At 54.2% G+C, this 18,256-nt stretch carries 11 protein-coding genes, 1 tRNA gene and 2 rRNA genes; 2 read left to right on the top strand and 12 right to left on the bottom strand.

Annotated features, from left to right (window positions below; genetic code table 11):
- The first annotated feature begins 47 nt into the window (after nt 1–47).
- Nucleotides 48–320, top strand: a complete 273-nt coding sequence (locus tag ACT9TW_RS06575; protein ID WP_315687565.1) for a DUF3811 domain-containing protein — start codon at nt 48–50, stop codon at nt 318–320.
- Here ACT9TW_RS06575 and rluF read toward each other — a convergent pair whose 3' ends face one another.
- The 5 genes from rluF to metH form a co-directional block, all read right to left on the bottom strand.
- A complete protein-coding gene (gene rluF / locus ACT9TW_RS06570; RefSeq protein WP_436353914.1) occupies nt 321–1,193 on the bottom strand; it encodes a 23S rRNA pseudouridine(2604) synthase RluF in 873 nt (290 codons plus the stop codon). It abuts the gene before it with no gap.
- A gap of 51 nt (nt 1,194–1,244) precedes the next feature.
- Entirely contained in the window at nt 1,245–1,583 is a 339-nt protein-coding gene (locus ACT9TW_RS06565) for a helix-turn-helix domain-containing protein (RefSeq protein WP_446491928.1), read from the bottom strand.
- Nucleotides 1,580–1,936: a type II toxin-antitoxin system RelE/ParE family toxin gene (locus tag ACT9TW_RS06560; RefSeq protein WP_182063272.1), complete on the bottom strand. Its 357-nt coding sequence runs from the start codon at nt 1,934–1,936 to the stop codon at nt 1,580–1,582. Before ACT9TW_RS06560 ends, ACT9TW_RS06565 begins: the two co-directional genes overlap by 4 nt.
- A 144-nt stretch (nt 1,937–2,080) precedes the next feature.
- Nucleotides 2,081–3,712, bottom strand: a complete 1,632-nt coding sequence (locus ACT9TW_RS06555) for a Na/Pi cotransporter family protein (RefSeq protein WP_446491927.1) — start codon at nt 3,710–3,712, stop codon at nt 2,081–2,083.
- A gap of 176 nt (nt 3,713–3,888) precedes the next feature.
- A complete protein-coding gene (gene metH, locus ACT9TW_RS06550; protein ID WP_446491926.1) occupies nt 3,889–7,572 on the bottom strand; it encodes a methionine synthase in 3,684 nt (1,227 codons plus the stop codon).
- A gap of 194 nt (nt 7,573–7,766) precedes the next feature.
- On the opposite strand from metH, the gene iclR reads away from it, so the two are divergent.
- The gene (iclR, locus tag ACT9TW_RS06545; protein ID WP_182063269.1) at nt 7,767–8,594 is read left to right on the top strand and encodes a glyoxylate bypass operon transcriptional repressor IclR; all 828 of its coding nucleotides are present in this window, start codon (nt 7,767–7,769) and stop codon (nt 8,592–8,594) included.
- Between the two features lie 68 nt (nt 8,595–8,662).
- On the opposite strand, the gene aceK is transcribed toward iclR, so the two are convergent.
- The 7 genes from aceK to ACT9TW_RS06510 all read right to left on the bottom strand — a co-directional run bounded on the left by aceK (nt 8,663) and on the right by ACT9TW_RS06510 (nt 18,216).
- On the bottom strand, nt 8,663–10,402 hold the full coding sequence (aceK, locus tag ACT9TW_RS06540) for a bifunctional isocitrate dehydrogenase kinase/phosphatase (RefSeq protein WP_446491925.1): 1,740 nt from the start codon (nt 10,400–10,402) through the stop codon (nt 8,663–8,665).
- A 51-nt stretch (nt 10,403–10,453) separates the two neighbouring features.
- Nucleotides 10,454–11,758, bottom strand: coding sequence for an isocitrate lyase (gene aceA / locus ACT9TW_RS06535; RefSeq protein WP_168714508.1), 1,305 nt, complete (start codon nt 11,756–11,758; stop codon nt 10,454–10,456).
- A gap of 31 nt (nt 11,759–11,789) precedes the next feature.
- Nucleotides 11,790–13,391, bottom strand: a complete 1,602-nt coding sequence (aceB, locus tag ACT9TW_RS06530) for a malate synthase A (RefSeq protein WP_182063506.1) — start codon at nt 13,389–13,391, stop codon at nt 11,790–11,792.
- Between the two features lie 270 nt (nt 13,392–13,661).
- Complete coding sequence (gene metA, locus ACT9TW_RS06525; protein WP_014068469.1) at nt 13,662–14,591, bottom strand: homoserine O-acetyltransferase MetA; 930 nt, start codon at nt 14,589–14,591, stop codon at nt 13,662–13,664.
- A 263-nt stretch (nt 14,592–14,854) separates the two neighbouring features.
- Nucleotides 14,855–14,970: ribosomal RNA gene (gene rrf / locus ACT9TW_RS06520) — 5S ribosomal RNA — on the bottom strand.
- Between the two features lie 71 nt (nt 14,971–15,041).
- Nucleotides 15,042–17,947 (bottom strand): 23S ribosomal RNA (locus ACT9TW_RS06515).
- Between the two features lie 193 nt (nt 17,948–18,140).
- A tRNA-Glu gene (locus ACT9TW_RS06510) sits at nt 18,141–18,216 on the bottom strand.
- Nucleotides 18,217–18,256: the final 40 nt, after the last annotated feature.

Genomic DNA, 18,256 nt, shown 5'->3' with positions numbered 1-18,256 from the left:
CCGCCACTTGTTTTACACTGAAGCCTCTTCCACATGAGGCTTCAGCGATGGCGACACAACGATTGACCCAGCAAGATATGACAGAAGCCGAGCAGCGTGAACTCAAGACGCTTCTCGACCGCGCCCGTATCGCCCATGGCCGCACACTGACTAACGGCGAAACCAATCAGGTAAAAAAAGAGTACATCGACAAGCTGATGGAACAGCGTGAAGCAGAGGCAAAAAAAGCCCGCAAGTTGAAGAAACAGCAGGCTTATAAACCCGATGCAGAGACGACTTTTTCCTGGTCGGCAAACACCTCTACCCGGGGACGGCGCTGATTAGCGCCCTTTCTTTTTGCGCCCAGGCTGGGTAAAGCGTTTTCCGTTAGCCGGTTTACCTCGCCCTTTATCTTCTGCCTGCGGGGCTTTCACCACCGGGCGTTTAACCGCCTGGGTTTTCGGTTTGGCTTTCGCTTTTGGTTTCGCTTCAGAAGATGAATCCTCAATCAGCTTGAACAGCTCAATCAGCTCGTCACCGGTTAAATCACGCCACTCGCCCAATGGAATACCGGACAGGCTGACGTTCATGATTCGGGTGCGTTCCAGCTTCGTCACGTCATAACCGAAGTGCTCGCACATCCGGCGGATCTGGCGGTTTAAGCCCTGTACCAGCGTAATGCGAAACGCGAACGGGGCTTCTTTCTTCACCTTACACTTTTTGGTAACGGTGCCCAGAATCGGCACGCCAGCGCCCATTCCACGGATAAACTCGTCAGTGACCGGTTTATTCACCGTGACGATGTACTCTTTTTCGTGGTCGTTTCCGGCACGCAGAATTTTGTTTACCAGGTCGCCGTGGTTGGTGAGAAAAATCAGCCCCTGAGAGTCTTTATCCAGTCGGCCAATCGGGAAGACACGGCTGCTGTGGTTAACGAAATCAACAATGTTGTCCCGCTCGCCATCTTCCGTGGTACTGACGATACCAACCGGTTTATTCAACGCGATAAACACCAGGTCTTCGGCATCGCGGGGTTCGATGACCTGACCATTCACTTTGACCACATCGCCAGGTACCACCTGGTCGCCGATGGTGGCGCGTTTGCCGTTGAGGAACACGTTACCCTGTTCAATGTAACGGTCAGCCTCGCGACGTGAGCAGATCCCGCTCTCGCTAATGTATTTGTTTAATCGGGTTGATTGAGTTGGCAGCATAGTTTCTCCTGTAGAGGCGAAATATACCTTAGGTTTGGGCTGGTAAAAAGATTAGCCGATGGTAACTGAGACAGGTTTTCCAAGTTTACTTAGCATCATGACCAGAGTATCGAGCGTGAACTTGCTGGTTTTGAGGTTAACCACATCCGAAACACGTGGACGAGAGACATTGAGCATGGCTGCAGCATCAGCCTGACGGAGCTTATTATCAGCAATCCATGCGGAGATCTCCTGCATCAGTTGTCGCTTGATGGCCAGCAGTTGTTCAACTTCTCTCTCAGCATCCTTTTGCAGCCGTTTTGCTTCACTCGCTTCAAAGCCCAGCTCGGAAAAAATGTTGGTTTCTGCCGCCGTAACATGGCGAATTTTAGTATCAACACCTTTACTCATTTTCGATTATTCCTCGCATCAATCACTGCCTGCAAACGGGCTTTAGCGATGTGCTTATCCTGTCCGGAAGTCCGCTGTGTTTTCTTCATAAAGCAATGCAGCACATATACCGCATCTTCAAAACGGGCCAAATAGAGAATTCGATAAGCGCCCGTATGGCTTCTAAGCCGTATTTCAGCAACGCCTTTACCGATTTCCGGCATCGGTTTCCAGTCAGCGGCCTCTAACCCGGCTTGCAGGCGGTGTAACTGAAAACCTGCATCTTTGCGGATGACCTCAGGAAAGCTGAGTAAATCGTCAAATGCACTCCCTATCCATGCGATGGGTCGCATCGCTGGCCTTTCTGAAAGCATAACACATCCCTGTATAAAATTTTATACAAACACAGGCATAACACATTCCTTCATGCGTATGCACATGTCCAATGGGATAACGTTAAATTTTCAGTGAGATTGAGTCACGCCCCACAGCGGGAAACTGCGAGGCGCTTTCAGAGATTAATACTCGTCCCGTTCGTCGTCTTCATCCGGCTGTTCCATCACGCTGTAGGCCACGGAACAGAATAACGAGTTAAGACGTTTCATATCGCCCAGCAGCCCCAGGTGCAGGGAACTGGTTTCAATGCTTTGCACGTTTTGCTGATGCAGGCGTTCAACGTGCGCATGAGAGTAGCGGCGGTTAAGAATACGGAAACGGTGTTTGTTGCGGCGTAAACGGCGTGCACCTGGCACATCGCTTGAGAAAAAGACCAACATCGCCAGCTTGAGATTACTCACCAGCTGTTCGTGCAGGGCTTCCAGCTCTTTCAGACCTTCAACCGAGAACGCACGGCGCGCAGCCAGAGATTTATCGGCTATTTCACTGCCCATACGTTCGACGATGTCAGAGGCCTGCTCCAGGTTGAGGGACATTTCGATGATTTCCGCCCACCTGCGCGACTCCTCTTCCGCCAGCTCGTCCTGCGGCATCCGCGCCAGATAGAGCTTGATGGCGGTATAAAGCACGTTGATATCATCTGCCAGCCTGCGCAGCTCTTTTTCTTCCCGAGGCTCGCCGTGCATGACCTTTTGCAGCCCTTCCAGCATCGTTTCCATCGCATCACCCATGCGCAGCGTCTCGCGGGCAGCATTGGCCAGGCCCAGAGCTGGCGTGTCCAGTGCAGAGGTGTCCAGATGCTTCGGTTTCAGCCGGGCGTCCAGCTCAGGTTCATCGCGGATAAGACGTTCGCAGAAACGGGCCATTGGCGCGGCGAAGGGAACCATCGCCAGGCAGCGGACAAGGTTGTAGAACACATGGAAATAGATAACCAGCTCGGCGTCCGACAAAGGCAGCTTTTGCATGATCCCAGCCAGCAGGTGCACAAACGGCAGAATAATCAGGCTTCCCACCAGCTTAAACAACAGGCTGCCGAGCGCAACGCGACGGGCAGCAGCATTGGCGGCGCTGTTGTTGAGCATCGCCAGCAGGCCAGAGCCGAGGTTCGCGCCAATCACCAGACACAGCGCCACCGGGAACGAGATAACCCCGGCACTCGCCAGCGTAGCGGTCAACAGCACGGCGGCCAGGCTTGAATAACTGACGATGGCAAAGACGGCGCCGATCAGCGCATCCAGCATGATATCGCCCGTCAACGAGGCGAAAATCACCTGCACGCCGTTGGCCTGAGTAATGGGTGTCACCGCCTGCACAATCAGCTCCAGTGCCAGCAGGATCAGCCCCAGGCCAATGCCCACTCGCCCGAGCTGCCCGGCACGGGTCTGCTTACGACCCAGGAAGAAGATAACGCCGATGAAAATCAGCAGCGGCGACAACCACGACAGATCGAACGTCAGGATACGCGCCATCAGCGCGGTCCCCACATCGGCACCCAGCACAATCACCAGCGCAGGCGTTAGCGCCACCAGATCCTGCGCCACAAACGAAGTGACAAGCATGGTGGTGGCGTTACTGCTTTGCACCAGCGCCGTCACGCCGATGCCCGCACAGAAGGCGAGCGGCTTCTTCTCAACGCTGCTGCTGAGAACGGTTCGTAGGCGCGCACCGAATACGCGCATCACACCGGTACGGACAATATGCGTGCCCCATACCAGCAATGCCACTGCGGAGAGCAGGTGTAACAGAGTCAGCACAGAAGGGGGTTCTCCTTATCGTTATAGGTTCCTTAAGCCCATGTTATACAAGCCGGATGGCGCTTCGCTTATCCGGCCTACGATTAACCTGAGCTTTTCTCAAGTATAAGGGTTTAAGCGTAAGAAAGAGACAGGGCGCCCAATGAGCGCCCTGTTTGTTGTAAGGAAAAGTGACCTTAGTCCGCGTCGTAGCCTAAATTCGGCGCCAGCCAGCGCTCCACTTCTGGAACGCTCATCCCTTTACGCTGCGCATAATCTTCTATCTGATCGCGCTGAAGCTGTGCCACAGCAAAGTACTTGCTGTCCGGGTGACTGAAGTACCAGCCAGAAACCGACGCCCCGGGCCACATGGCGAAGGATTCGGTCAGCTTCATGCCTGTGTGTGTTTCCACATCCAGCAGCTCCCAGATGGTGCCCTTCTCGGTGTGTTCCGGGCAGGCCGGGTAGCCCGGTGCCGGGCGAATGCCCTGGTAGTTTTCGCGGATCAGCTCCTCATTACTGAGGTTTTCGTTCGCCGCATAACCCCAGTGCACCTTACGCACGCGTTCGTGCAGGTACTCGGCGAAGGCCTCCGCCAGGCGGTCGGCAATCGCTTTGACCATGATTTTGTTGTAATCATCGTGCTGCGCTTCGAATGCATCTGCCAGCGCATCTTCTTCCAGACCACCGGTTACGGCAAATGCGCCGATGTAATCGGCTTTCCCGGAAAGCTTCGGTGCCACGAAATCGGCCAGACAGTAGTTCGCGAAACCCACTTTCTCGGTTTGCTGGCGCAGGTGATGGCTCACCGTCAGTACGTGGGTACGGGTTTCGTCGCGATAAATTTCGATGTCATCGCCCACGCGGTTTGCCGGGAACAACCCGACAACGCCGCGCGGGTTAAGGGTTTTCTCTGCACTCAGCGTGTCGAGCATCTCGTTCGCGTCTTTGAACAGGCGCTGTGCTTCTTCACCGACCACGTCGTCTTCGAGGATGCGCGGATATTTCCCCGCCAGCGACCAGGTCATAAAGAACGGTGTCCAGTCGATGTAGTTACGCAGCGTTTCAATGCTGGCAGTCACATCCTGCACGCCCAGACGGTGCGCAACCGGCGGCGTATAGCTGGACCAGTCAAACGCCAGATCGTTATCGCGCGCGGCCTGTAGCGTAACTGGCGGCGTACGTGGTTTTTTACGCGCATGCTGAATACGGACGGTTTCGTACTCTTTGCGGGTGCGTGCCACAAAGTCATCGTGCTGCGTGGCTGAAAGCAACGCAGAGACGACCCCCACGGTACGCGAGGCGTTTTGCACGTAGACCGTCGGGCCACTGTAATTCTGCTCGATTTTCACTGCGGTATGCGCTTTAGAGGTGGTCGCACCGCCAATCAGCAGCGGAATGGTAAAGCCCTGACGCTCCATCTCTTTCGCCACGTTGACCATCTCGTCCAGTGACGGGGTGATCAGCCCGGAAAGGCCAATCAGGTCAGCATTCACTTCACGTGCGGTTTTGAGGATTTTATCCGCAGGCACCATCACGCCAAGATCGATAATTTCGTAGTTATTACACTGCAACACCACGCCGACGATATTCTTGCCGATGTCGTGAACATCGCCTTTCACGGTGGCGATAACCATTTTCCCGTTACTGGAGCCTTTCTCTTTGCTGGCTTCAATATACGGCTCGAGGTAGGCCACCGCCTGCTTCATCACGCGGGCGGATTTCACCACCTGTGGCAGGAACATTTTGCCCTCGCCGAACAGGTCACCGACCACGTTCATGCCGTCCATCAGCGGCCCTTCGATCACTTCAATCGGACGTGCGGACTGAAGACGCGCTTCTTCGGTATCCAGTTCGATAAACTCGGTGATACCTTTAACCAGCGAATATTCCAGCCGTTTTTTCACATCCCAGGAGCGCCACTCAGCCTGCTGAACGTTGACGGCTTCATCCGATTTACTGCCACGGTATTTTTCTGCCAGATCCAGCATTCGCTCGGTGGCATCGTCACGACGGTTGAGGATAACGTCTTCCACCGCATCACGCAGCTCTGCCGGCAGGTCGTCGTAAATCGCCAGTTGCCCAGCGTTCACGATCCCCATATCCATTCCGTTACGGATAGCGTAGTAAAGGAATACGGCGTGGATAGCCTCACGCACCGGGTCGTTACCACGGAATGAGAACGACACGTTCGACACACCGCCAGAAATAAGCGCATGTGGCAGCTCGCGTTTGATGTCTTCACACGCGCCGATAAAGTCCTGGGCGTAGTTGTTATGTTCTTCAATCCCGGTTGCCACCGCGAAGATGTTCGGGTCGAAGATAATGTCTTCCGGTGGGAAACCTACCTCTTCGGTCAGAATTTTATACGCGCGACGGCAAATCTGAATCTTGCGCTCGCGGGTGTCGGCCTGACCGACTTCATCAAATGCCATGACCACCACAGCTGCGCCATAACGGCGTACCAGCTTCGCGTGGTGGATAAAGATATCGATCCCCTCTTTCATCGAGATGGAGTTAACGATGCCTTTACCCTGAATGCATTTCAGCCCTTTTTCGATGACCTCCCACTTTGAGGAGTCAATCATAATCGGCACGCGGGCGATGTCTGGCTCACCGGCGATCAGGTTGAGGAAACGCACCATCGCCGCTTCGGCGTCAAGCATCCCCTCATCCATGTTGATATCGATAATCTGTGCGCCGCTTTCCACCTGCTGGCGGGCAACGTCCAGCGCTTCGCTGTACTTCTCTTCTTTGATCAGGCGTTTGAATTTCGCGGAGCCGGTGACGTTAGTACGTTCACCGACGTTCACAAACAGGCTATCGTCGCCGATGGTTAACGGCTCAAGGCCGGCAAGACGGCAGGCAACGGGAAGCTCAGGTAATTTACGCGGCGGCAGCCCGGCCACCGCATTGCTCATTGCGGCAATATGCTCTGGCGTCGTACCGCAACAACCACCCACGATATTCAGGAAGCCCGATTCAGCCCACTCGCGGATTTGCGCCGCCATGGTGTCGGCATCCAGATCGTATTCACCAAAGGCATTTGGCAGACCGGCATTCGGGTGGGCGGTGACGTAGCATTCCGCGATACGCGAGAGCTCCTGCACGTACTGGCGCAGTTCGTCTGGCCCCAGGGCGCAGTTCAGCCCGAAGGAGAGCGCTTCGGCATGGCGTAACGAGTTATAAAAGGCTTCAGTTGTCTGGCCGGATAACGTACGGCCGGAGGCGTCGGTAATGGTGCCGGAAATCATGATCGGCAGGTCAACGCCCAGTGCTTCGAATTCCTCTTTCACCGCGAAAATCGCGGCTTTGGCATTGAGGGTATCGAATACCGTTTCAATCAGGATCAGATCGGAACCGCCTTCCACCAGCGCTTTTGTGGATTCGCGGTACGCGGCCACCAGCTGGTCGAAGCTAATGTTACGAAACGCCGGGTCGTTCACGTCAGGTGAAATCGACGCCGTGCGGTTTGTCGGGCCAAGTACCCCGGCAACGTAGCGCGGTTTATCCGGCGTGCGGGCCGTCCATTCGTCTGCACAAGCGCGCGCCAGCTTCGCGGCTTCATAGTTGATTTCCGCCGACAGGGATTCCATCTGGTAATCCGCCATGGCGATAGTTGTCGAGTTAAAGGTGTTGGTTTCAACGATATCCGCGCCTGCTTCGAAATAGGCATTGTGGATATCCGCAATCACTTGCGGCTTGCTTAACACCAGCAGGTCGTTGTTCCCTTTCAGGTCACATGGCCAGTCGGCAAAACGCTCGCCGCGGAAATCGTCTTCACTCAGACGATAGCCCTGGATCATGGTGCCCATGCCGCCGTCCAGCACCAGAATTCGTTCATTTAACTGCGCACGCAGTTGCTCTACTTTGCTGCTCACACTTGCTCCCGACAACGCTCAACCAGGCCAAAAGGCCAGCAGTCCATACTGGCATAATCTGACAGAGTGGAAAAGTCACACAGCGGTAACATGAGACATGTTCACCATCACTCATCCGATCAGTCAGGATAACGGTTGCAAAAACAGCAAATAAAACGAAAATGATTTCCACGATACAGAAAAAGGAGATCGTCATGGTCGCGACCGTTCCCGCTAAACGCGGCAGAAAACCTGCTGCCACCACCGCTGCACCACAGGGAGGACAGGTTCAATCGCTGACTCGCGGTCTGAAGCTGCTGGAATGGATAGCCGAGTCGCACAGCAGCGTGGCCCTGACGGAGCTGGCTCAACAGGCCGGACTGCCGAACTCCACCACTCACCGTCTGCTCACCACCATGCAACAGCTGGGCTTTGTGCGTCAGGTGGGCGAGCTGGGGCACTGGGCGGTGGGCGCACATGCGTTTATCGTCGGCAGTAGCTTCCTGCAAAGCCGCAACCTGCTGGCCATTGTGCACCCTATTCTGCGCAAGCTGATGGAAGATTCCGGTGAAACAGTGAACCTGGCCGTTCTGGACCAGAGTGACCATCAGGCGATCATCATCGACCAGGTGCAATGTACACAGCTGATGCGTATGTCTGCTCCCATTGGCGGCAAGCTGCCAATGCACGCCTCCGGGGCGGGCAAAGCGTTTCTCTCGCAGCTTAGCGAGGAACAGGTGACGGGGTTGCTGCATCGTAAAGGGCTACACGCCTATACCCACGCCACATTGGTTTCGCCAGTGCATCTGAAAGAAGATTTGGCATTGACCCGCAAGCGCGGCTATTCGTTCGATGATGAGGAACATGCGCTGGGTCTGCGCTGCCTCGCGGCCTGTATTTTTGACGAGCACCGCGAGCCGTTTGCAGCCATTTCCATCTCCGGGCCAATCTCCCGCATGACCGATGACCGGGTAACCGAGCTGGGTGCGCTGGTGATTAAGGCGGCAAAAGAGGTGACGCTGGCGTACGGCGGGATCCGTTAGAATTGAGTGCGGCCAGATGCCCTCACCCCGGCCCTCTCCCACAGGGAGAGGGAGAAAACATGATGACCTCACCCTGCGGGAGAGGGAGAAAATCTGATGCTAAACCGCTGCTTACGCCGGTAGGCGTACACATCTTCCACGTGCCCGTTTTTAATCCGCGTTTGCAGCCCGCGCCAGTAGCTGGCGTGGAACAGGTCGTCGTGCATCTCTTCAAATAACGGCCCGATGCGCGGGTCGGCACATAGCCAGTGACGAAACTCCTCCGGGAAAACATCCCCCGGCGAGACGCTATACCACGGCTCGCTGGACATTTCGTCTTCCGGGTAGCGTGGGGGCGGTATATCGCGGAAATTCACTTCGGTCATATAGCAAATTTCATCGTAATCGTAGAACACCACACGCCCGTGACGGGTGACGCCGAAGTTTTTAAACAACATGTCGCCCGGGAAGATATTGGCGGCGGCAAGCTGGCGGATAGCATTGCCGTACTCTTCAATGGCATCCCGTAATCCTTGCCCTTCCGACTGCTCCAGCCAGATATTCAGCGGCACCATGCGGCGCTCTATGTAGAGGTGGCTGATGACAATTTTATCGCCCAGGTCGGTTATCTTTGCCGGAGCTTCCTGGAGCAAAAGCGCCATTAGCACCGGGTCAATCTGCTGCTTATCCAGCACAAAATTTTCGAACTCCTGGGTATCCGCCATACGCCCGACGCGGTCGTGTTCTTTCACCAGCTGATAGCAGGCCCGGACATGGGCGGCGGTCATCTCTTTCTGTGGCGCGAACTTGTCTTTGATAACCTTAAACACCCGATCGAAACCTGGCAGGGTGAACACCAGCATCACCATCCCGCGAATGCCGGGAGCTTCGATAAACTGCTCATCAGCCGTTGAGATGTAGTGCAGATATTCCCGGTAGCTTTCGGTTTTGGCGTGCTTCTGACAGCCAATCGCCATATACAGCTCGGCGGTGGTTTTCCCCGGCAGGATCTCACGCAGCCACTCCACCAGAGCCGCAGGTAGCGGGGCGTACACCATGAAATAAGAACGGGCAAAACCAAAAACAATGCTGGCCTCGGCGCTGGTTGTCAGGCAGGTATCAACAAACAGCTCGCCCTCATCGCTGCGGTGAATGGGCAGCAGGAACGGCACGGTAGCGGTGGGTATAATCAGTTTGCCGACCAGCCAGGCAGCCTTATTACGGTAAAAAAGCTCATTCGCAACGTGCAGATGGCTGTGAGTAAGCACCTCTTCACCAAACGTCTCACTGAGATGCGCGATGATAAAACCGATGTCTCTGGTTTTGTTCTGCCAGGGCAAGCGCAGCGGTAAATCGGTTAACACACGGTTTAGCAGAGATTCCCAGCCGTTATCGGGAAAGAAGTCTTTCGCCAGCGGCCGCGGGATGGTGCGAAAACGGCGCTCAGGCTGGGAGCTGAAAATAAATAACCGCTCGGGAGATAACGAGCGGTGGTCAAATAACCGGCAATAGACAGAGTTAAAAAAGCTCTCCGCAATTTCGAAGCGCGGGTAATCGGGTAATAAATGGGTGTAGTGCTCTTTAACGCGTAGCAAAAATGCGGCATCAGGGTTTTTGCCATCGGTAATACAGCGCAGCTGTTCCACCACCAGACCCACATGGTGGTCGTAAAGGTGAATACGCTGCTTCATGGCCTGCTGAACGGCGTGCCAGTCGGCGTGTTCAAAACGTTGCTGTGCGCCGGACGTCACTTCCAGAAAACGACCATACTGCGCGTCAAAGCCTTGCAGGATGGTTTGTGCAATCAATAATTCCAGGCCACGCGACATCTTATTCCCCCTCACCCCAACCCTCTCCCCAGCGGGGAGAGGGGGAAAACATCAGAACTGTGCTTCTTCCGTCGATCCCGTTAAGGCCGTCACGGAGGAGGCACCCCCCTGAATGATGGTGGTGACTTTATCGAAGTAGCCTGTTCCCACCTCCTGCTGGTGAGAAACGAAGGTATAACCTTCTTTACCGGCCTCGAACTCTGGCTGTTGTACTTTCTCAACATAGTGCTTCATACCCTCACCCTGCGCATAAGCGTGGGCCAGGTCGAACATGTTGAACCACATGCTGTGGATACCCGCCAGGGTGATGAACTGATATTTGTAGCCCATATCAGACAGCTGCTGCTGGAAGCTGGCGATCGTTTTGTCGTCCAGATTCTTCTGCCAGTTGAAGGATGGCGAACAGTTATAGGCCAGCAGTTTGCCCGGATATTTCGCATGAATAGCGTCGGCAAAGCGTTTTGCCAGCGCCAGATCCGGTGTCGAGGTTTCACACCACACCAGGTCTGCATACGGGGCATAGGCCAGACCGCGGCTGATAGCCTGTTCAATGCCAGCATGAGTGCGGTAGAAGCCTTCGCTAGTACGCTCACCGGTAATAAACTCGCTATCATACGGGTCGCAGTCAGAGGTGATCAGGTCAGCCGCGTCGGCATCGGTACGGGCAATCACCAGCGTCGGAACACCCAGAACATCCGCAGCCAGACGCGCTGCAACCAGTTTCTGAATCGCTTCCTGAGTCGGAACCAATACCTTACCGCCCATATGTCCGCACTTCTTCACCGATGCCAGCTGATCTTCGAAGTGTACGGCCGCTGCACCGGCCTCAATCATTGATTTCATCAGCTCAAACGCATTCAGCACGCCACCGAAACCAGCTTCTGCATCGGCGACAATCGGCAGGAAGTAATCCACAAAACGCGGATCGTTTGGCTCAATGCCCGCAGACCACTGGATCTGATCCGCACGACGGAAGGTGTTGTTGATCCGATCCACTACCGACGGCACAGAGTTTGCCGGATAGAGCGATTGATCCGGATACATGCTGGAGGCGAGGTTGGCGTCCGCCGCCACCTGCCAGCCCGACAGGTAAACCGCCTCAATACCCGCCTTCGCCTGTTGCAGCGCCTGACCACCCGTCAGCGCTCCCAGGCTGTTGATGTAGCCTTTTTTCGAGCCGCCATGCAGCAGACGCCACATTTTGGCCGCACCCAGCTGCGCCAGCGTGCACTCCGGGTTGACCGAGCCACGTAATTTCACCACTTCCTCGGCACTGTACGGGCGACGAATGCCTTCCCAGCGCGGCTGTGTCCACTCTTTTTGTAATTCTTCGATCTGTTGGGTACGTGTTTTCATGTGCAGATGCTCCATATTGTTATGTGGTGGATTACGCAAGCAGGCGGTAGCCTGGCAGGGTGAGGAAGTCGATTAAGTCATCTGATGTGGTGATTTGCTCCATCAGGCGCGCAGCGTCGTCAAAACGCCCGCTGCTGAAGCGGTGCTCGCCCAGTTCGTCCTGGATAACCAGCATCTCTTCGGCCAGCATCTGACGGAACAAGGATTTGGTTACCGGCTTACCGTTACTGAGCGTTTTTTGGTGATGGATCCACTGCCAGATAGAGGTACGGGAGATCTCCGCCGTGGCGGCATCTTCCATCAGACCGTAGATTGGCACGCAGCCGTTACCGGAGATCCACGCTTCGATGTACTGCACGGCAACACGAATATTGGCGCGCATTCCTTCTTCAGTGCGTTCGCCCGTACACGGTGCCAGCAGCTGCTCTTCTGCGGTTGGCGCATCCTCTTCGCGCGTGACAAACAGCTGGTTTTTGTTGTCGCCCAGTACGCGGTTGAATACGTCCATCGCCGTATCGGCAAGGCCCGGGTGCGCAATCCACGTGCCGTCATGGCCGTTACGTGCTTCCAGCTCTTTGTCGGCTTTCACCTTGTTGAGCACCTGGTTGTTTCGCTCGGTGTCTTTGCTTGGAATAAATGCCGCCATACCGCCCATCGCAAACGCACCGCGCTTGTGGCAGGTCTTAATCAGCAGACGCGAATAGGCGCTGAGGAATGGTTTGTCCATGGTGACAACCTGACGATCCGGCAGCACGCGGTCAGCGTGATTTTTCAGGGTTTTGATGTAGCTAAAGATGTAATCCCAGCGTCCGCAGTTCAGGCCAACAATGTGGTCACGCAGAGCGTGCAGGATTTCATTCATCTGGAATACCGCCGGCAGCGTTTCAATTAACAGCGTGGCTTTAATGGTGCCCCGCGACAGGTTGAAACGATCTTCTGCATAGCTAAAGACTTCACTCCACCAGGCCGCTTCTTGCCAGGACTGGGTTTTTGGCAGGTAGAAGTACGGGCCGCTGCCTTTAGCCAGCAAGCTTTTGTAGTTGTGGAAGAAATAGAGGGCAAAATCGAACAGGCTGCCAGGAATGGCTTCACCGCGCCAGGTGACATGCTTTTCAGGCAGATGCAGACCACGTACACGGCAAATCAGCACTGCCGGGTTCGGCTTGAGCTGGTAGATTTTCCCGGCTTCGTTGGTATAGCTGATGGTGCCGTTCACGGCATCACGCAGGTTGATTTGCCCATCGATGACTTTGCGCCAATCCGGAGCCAGAGAGTCTTCAAAATCGGCCATAAAGACTTTAACGTTGGCGTTCATGGCGTTGATCACCATTTTGCGCTCCACCGGGCCGGTGATCTCGACGCGACGATCCTGTAAGTCTTCAGGAATACCGCGGATTGTCCAGTCACTACGACGAATGGAAGCGGTTTCCGAAATAAATCCAGGCAACTTGCCATCGTCAATTTCCTGCTGTTGATGGATGCGTGCCGCCAGCAGCTTATTGCGCTTTGGCGTAAAGCGGGTCACCAGTTCGGTCAGGAATTCGACAGCCTCTGGCGTTAAGATTTGCTGCTCTTGTTCGCCATGTGGCTGGTTAAAGGCCAGTTCGTCGGCCGTGGTTGCCTGTTGAGTCATCATTCTGCTCCTCATCAAAGATCCAAAAACACTCCCCCAATGCGAGCGAAAGATCGTTGTGTGGTTTTCGCTCAGCAGAATTAAGATTATCTATAATTTTTCCAAAATCAAAAACAATTTCCATTTTAATTATTAATTGAATGCAACTTATTGATTAATATTGAGTTAAAGTTTTTTACAATGTTGAGTGGCATTTCGGAAATAAAAAAGGCACCCGAAGGTGCCTGATCTGAATAGCTGAAACGCTTTAGGATCGTCCGGAGCAGTGGATTACTCCAGCGTCGGATTCATGTGGCGCAGATCGTATGGCGTGATTTGATAGACGTAATAGTTGAGCCAGTTGGTGAAGAGCAGATTTCCATGGCTGCGCCAGGTGGCCCGTGGTTTGTTTTGTGGGTCGTCTTTTGGGAAATAGTTATAAGGAACTTCCGGGCTCAAACCGGCTTCAACATCACGGAAAAACTCCGCCGCGAGTGTGTTTGGATCGTACTCAGGATGCCCGGTCACAAACGCGATACGCTTGTCTTTGCTGGCAAACAGGTAGGCATCTCCGTCTTCCGTTTCCGCCAGGATCTCGAGATCGGTGTAATCACGGATCAGCTGCGCCGGGAAATCGGCATAGCGGGAATGCGGGGCGAGGAAGGAGTCATCGAAACCACGCGTCAGCAGCGCATGAGGATGAAGAATGTGGTGTTCGTATACGCCAGAGAGCTTTTCAGTGCGGGTTTGTTTGGGGATGCCATACAGAATATTCAGTGCGGCTTGTACCGCCCAACAGACAAAGAGTGTGGAGGTGACGTGATCTTTTGCCCACTCCAGCACCTGTTTGATCTGCGGCCAGTAGGCAACATCATTAAACTCTACCAGACCCAGCGGTGCGCCAGTCACGATCAAGCCATCGAAGTTTTCGTCGCGGATATCGTCGAAGTTACAGTAGAAGTTGTTCAGATGCTCAGAAGGGGTGTTGCGCGATTCACGGGCATCGATACGCAGCAGCTGGATATCCACCTGAAGCGGCGAGTTCGACAGCAGACGCAGGAACTGATTCTCTGTTTCGATCTTTTTCGGCATCAGATTGAGAATAAGCACCTTCAGCGGGCGAATTTCCTGACCTGTTGCACGTGAAGCTGTCATTACGAAGACATTTTCTTCACGTAAGAAATTGACGGCTGGTAGCTCGTCCTGCACCCGAATCGGCATAACCTTATATCCTCACAGCATACGTATAAACGTTTAGACATCCAGATAGCTAACGATACGCAGAAATGGCCTGAATGTCGAGCCTGCAAGTGAAAGGTGAGAAAGTTTCAAGGAGGGATCGTGCGGTCGACATTGCCGGGTGGCGGCTTCGCCTTACCCGGCCTACGGTTTTGCAGCTCCGGTAAGCGTAGCGCCACCGGGCATTTTTTTCGCACAAAAGCAAAAAACCCCGCACCTTTCGGTACGGGGTTCTTCTAATTGATGCCTGGCAGTTCCCTACTCTCACATGGGGAGACCCCACACTACCATCGGCGCTACGGCGTTTCACTTCTGAGTTCGGCATGGGGTCAGGTGGGACCACCGCGCTAAAGCCGCCAGGCAAATTCTGTTAATCTGTATCAAAGCTGAAAATATTCTGTCTCTCAACCGCCGAAACAGCTTCGGCGTTGTAAGGTTAAGCCTCACGGTTCATTAGTATCGGTTAGCTCAACGTATCGCTACGCTTACACACCCGACCTATCAACGTCGTAGTCTTCAACGTTCCTTCAGGACTCTCAGGGAGTCAGGGAGAACTCATCTCGGGGCAAGTTTCGTGCTTAGATGCTTTCAGCACTTATCTTTTCCGCATTTAGCTACCGGGCAATGCCATTGGCATGACAACCCGAACACCAGTGATGCGTCCACTCCGGTCCTCTCGTACTAGGAGCAGCCCCCCTCAATTCTCCAGCGCCCACGGCAGATAGGGACCGAACTGTCTCACGACGTTCTAAACCCAGCTCGCGTACCACTTTAAACGGCGAACAGCCGTACCCTTGGGACCTACTTCAGCCCCAGGATGTGATGAGCCGACATCGAGGTGCCAAACACCGCCGTCGATATGAACTCTTGGGCGGTATCAGCCTGTTATCCCCGGAGTACCTTTTATCCGTTGAGCGATGGCCCTTCCATTCAGAACCACCGGATCACTATGACCTGCTTTCGCACCTGCTCGAGCCGTCACTCTCGCAGTCAAGCTAGCTTATGCCATTGCACTAACCTCCTGATGTCCGACCAGGATTAGCTAACCTTCGTGCTCCTCCGTTACTCTTTGGGAGGAGACCGCCCCAGTCAAACTACCCACCAGACACTGTCCGCAACCCGGATTACGGGTCTACGTTAGAACACCAGCCATTAAAGGGTGGTATTTCAAGGTCGGCTCCACGCAGACTGGCGTCCACGCTTCAAAGCCTCCCACCTATCCTACACATCAAGGACCAGTGTTCAGTGTCAAGCTATAGTAAAGGTTCACGGGGTCTTTCCGTCTTGCCGCGGGTACACTGCATCTTCACAGCGAGTTCAATTTCACTGAGTCTCGGGTGGAGACAGCCTGGCCATCATTACGCCATTCGTGCAGGTCGGAACTTACCCGACAAGGAATTTCGCTACCTTAGGACCGTTATAGTTACGGCCGCCGTTTACCGGGGCTTCGATCAAGAGCTTCGCGTTGCCGCTAACCCCATCAATTAACCTTCCGGCACCGGGCAGGCGTCACACCGTATACGTCCACTTTCGTGTTTGCACAGTGCTGTGTTTTTAATAAACAGTTGCAGCCAGCTGGTATCTTCGACTGATTTCAGCTCCACCCGCAGGGGCTTCACCTACACATCAGCGTGCCTTCTCCCGAAGTTACGGCACCATTTTGCCTAGTTCCTTCACCCGAGTTCTCTCAAGCGCCTTGGTATTCTCTACCTGACCACCTGTGTCGGTTTGGGGTACGATTTGATGTTACCTGATGCTTAGAGGCTTTTCCTGGAAGCAGGGCATTTGTTACTTCAGTACCGTAGTACCTCGTCATCACACCTCAGCGTTAAAAAGAGTCCGGATTTACCTAAACTCTCCGCCTACATGCTTAAACCGGGACAACCGTCGCCCGGCTAACATAGCCTTCTCCGTCCCCCCTTCGCAGTAACACCAAGTACAGGAATATTAACCTGTTTCCCATCGACTACGCCTTTCGGCCTCGCCTTAGGGGTCGACTCACCCTGCCCCGATTAACGTTGGACAGGAACCCTTGGTCTTCCGGCGTGCGGGCTTTTCACCCGCATTATCGTTACTTATGTCAGCATTCGCACTTCTGATACCTCCAGCACCCCTCACAGGACACCTTCAACGGCTTACAGAACGCTCCCCTACCCAACAACGCATAAGCGTCGCTGCCGCAGCTTCGGTGCATGGTTTAGCCCCGTTACATCTTCCGCGCAGGCCGACTCGACCAGTGAGCTATTACGCTTTCTTTAAATGATGGCTGCTTCTAAGCCAACATCCTGGCTGTCTGTGCCTTCCCACATCGTTTCCCACTTAACCATGACTTTGGGACCTTAGCTGGCGGTCTGGGTTGTTTCCCTCTTCACGACGGACGTTAGCACCCGCCGTGTGTCTCCCGTGATAACATTCTTCGGTATTCGTAGTTTGCATCGGGTTGGTAAGCCGGGATGGCCCCCTAGCCGAAACAGTGCTCTACCCCCGAAGATGAATTCACGAGGCGCTACCTAAATAGCTTTCGGGGAGAACCAGCTATCTCCCGGTTTGATTGGCCTTTCACCCCCAGCCACAAGTCATCCGCTAATTTTTCAACATTAGTCGGTTCGGTCCTCCAGTTAGTGTTACCCAACCTTCAACCTGCCCATGGCTAGATCACCGGGTTTCGGGTCTATACCCTGCAACTTAACGCCCAGTTAAGACTCGGTTTCCCTTCGGCTCCCCTATACGGTTAACCTTGCTACAGAATATAAGTCGCTGACCCATTATACAAAAGGTACGCAGTCACACCACGAAGGTGCTCCCACTGCTTGTACGTACACGGTTTCAGGTTCTTTTTCACTCCCCTCGCCGGGGTTCTTTTCGCCTTTCCCTCACGGTACTGGTTCACTATCGGTCAGTCAGGAGTATTTAGCCTTGGAGGATGGTCCCCCCATATTCAGACAGGATACCACGTGTCCCGCCCTACTCTTCGAGTTCACAACCTGTGTGCTTTCGTGTACGGGGCTATCACCCTGTATCGCCGGACTTTCCAGACCGTTCCACTAACACACAAGCTGATTCAGACTCTGGGCTGCTCCCCGTTCGCTCGCCGCTACTGGGGGAATCTCGGTTGATTTCTTTTCCTCGGGGTACTTAGATGTTTCAGTTCCCCCGGTTCGCTTCGTTAAGCTATGTATTCACTTAACGATAGTGTGTCGGAACACACTGGGTTTCCCCATTCGGAAATCGCCGGGTCAAAGGTTCATATCACCTCGCCGGCGCTTATCGCAGATTAGCACGTCCTTCATCGCCTCTGACTGCCAGGGCATCCACCGTGTACGCTTAGTCGCTTAACCTCACAACCCGAAGATGTTTCTTTCGATTCATCATCAAATTGCGAAAATTTGAGAGACTCGAACACACCATTAAGGTGTGTCGTTTCAATTTTCAGCTTGATCCAGATTTTTAAAGAGCAAATATCTCAAACATGACTCACTGAGTCAGTTTTGAGATACGGGGGTCGGCGACTTTCACTCACAAACCAGCAAGTGGCGTCCCCTAGGGGATTCGAACCCCTGTTACCGCCGTGAAAGGGCGGTGTCCTGGGCCTCTAGACGAAGGGGACACTGAAGTCTGCTTCGGCAAGACGCCTTGCTATTTACTTT

This window comes from Enterobacter sp. C4G1, from assembly GCF_052886895.1.
This window is presented reverse-complemented; position numbering and strand designations above follow the sequence as displayed.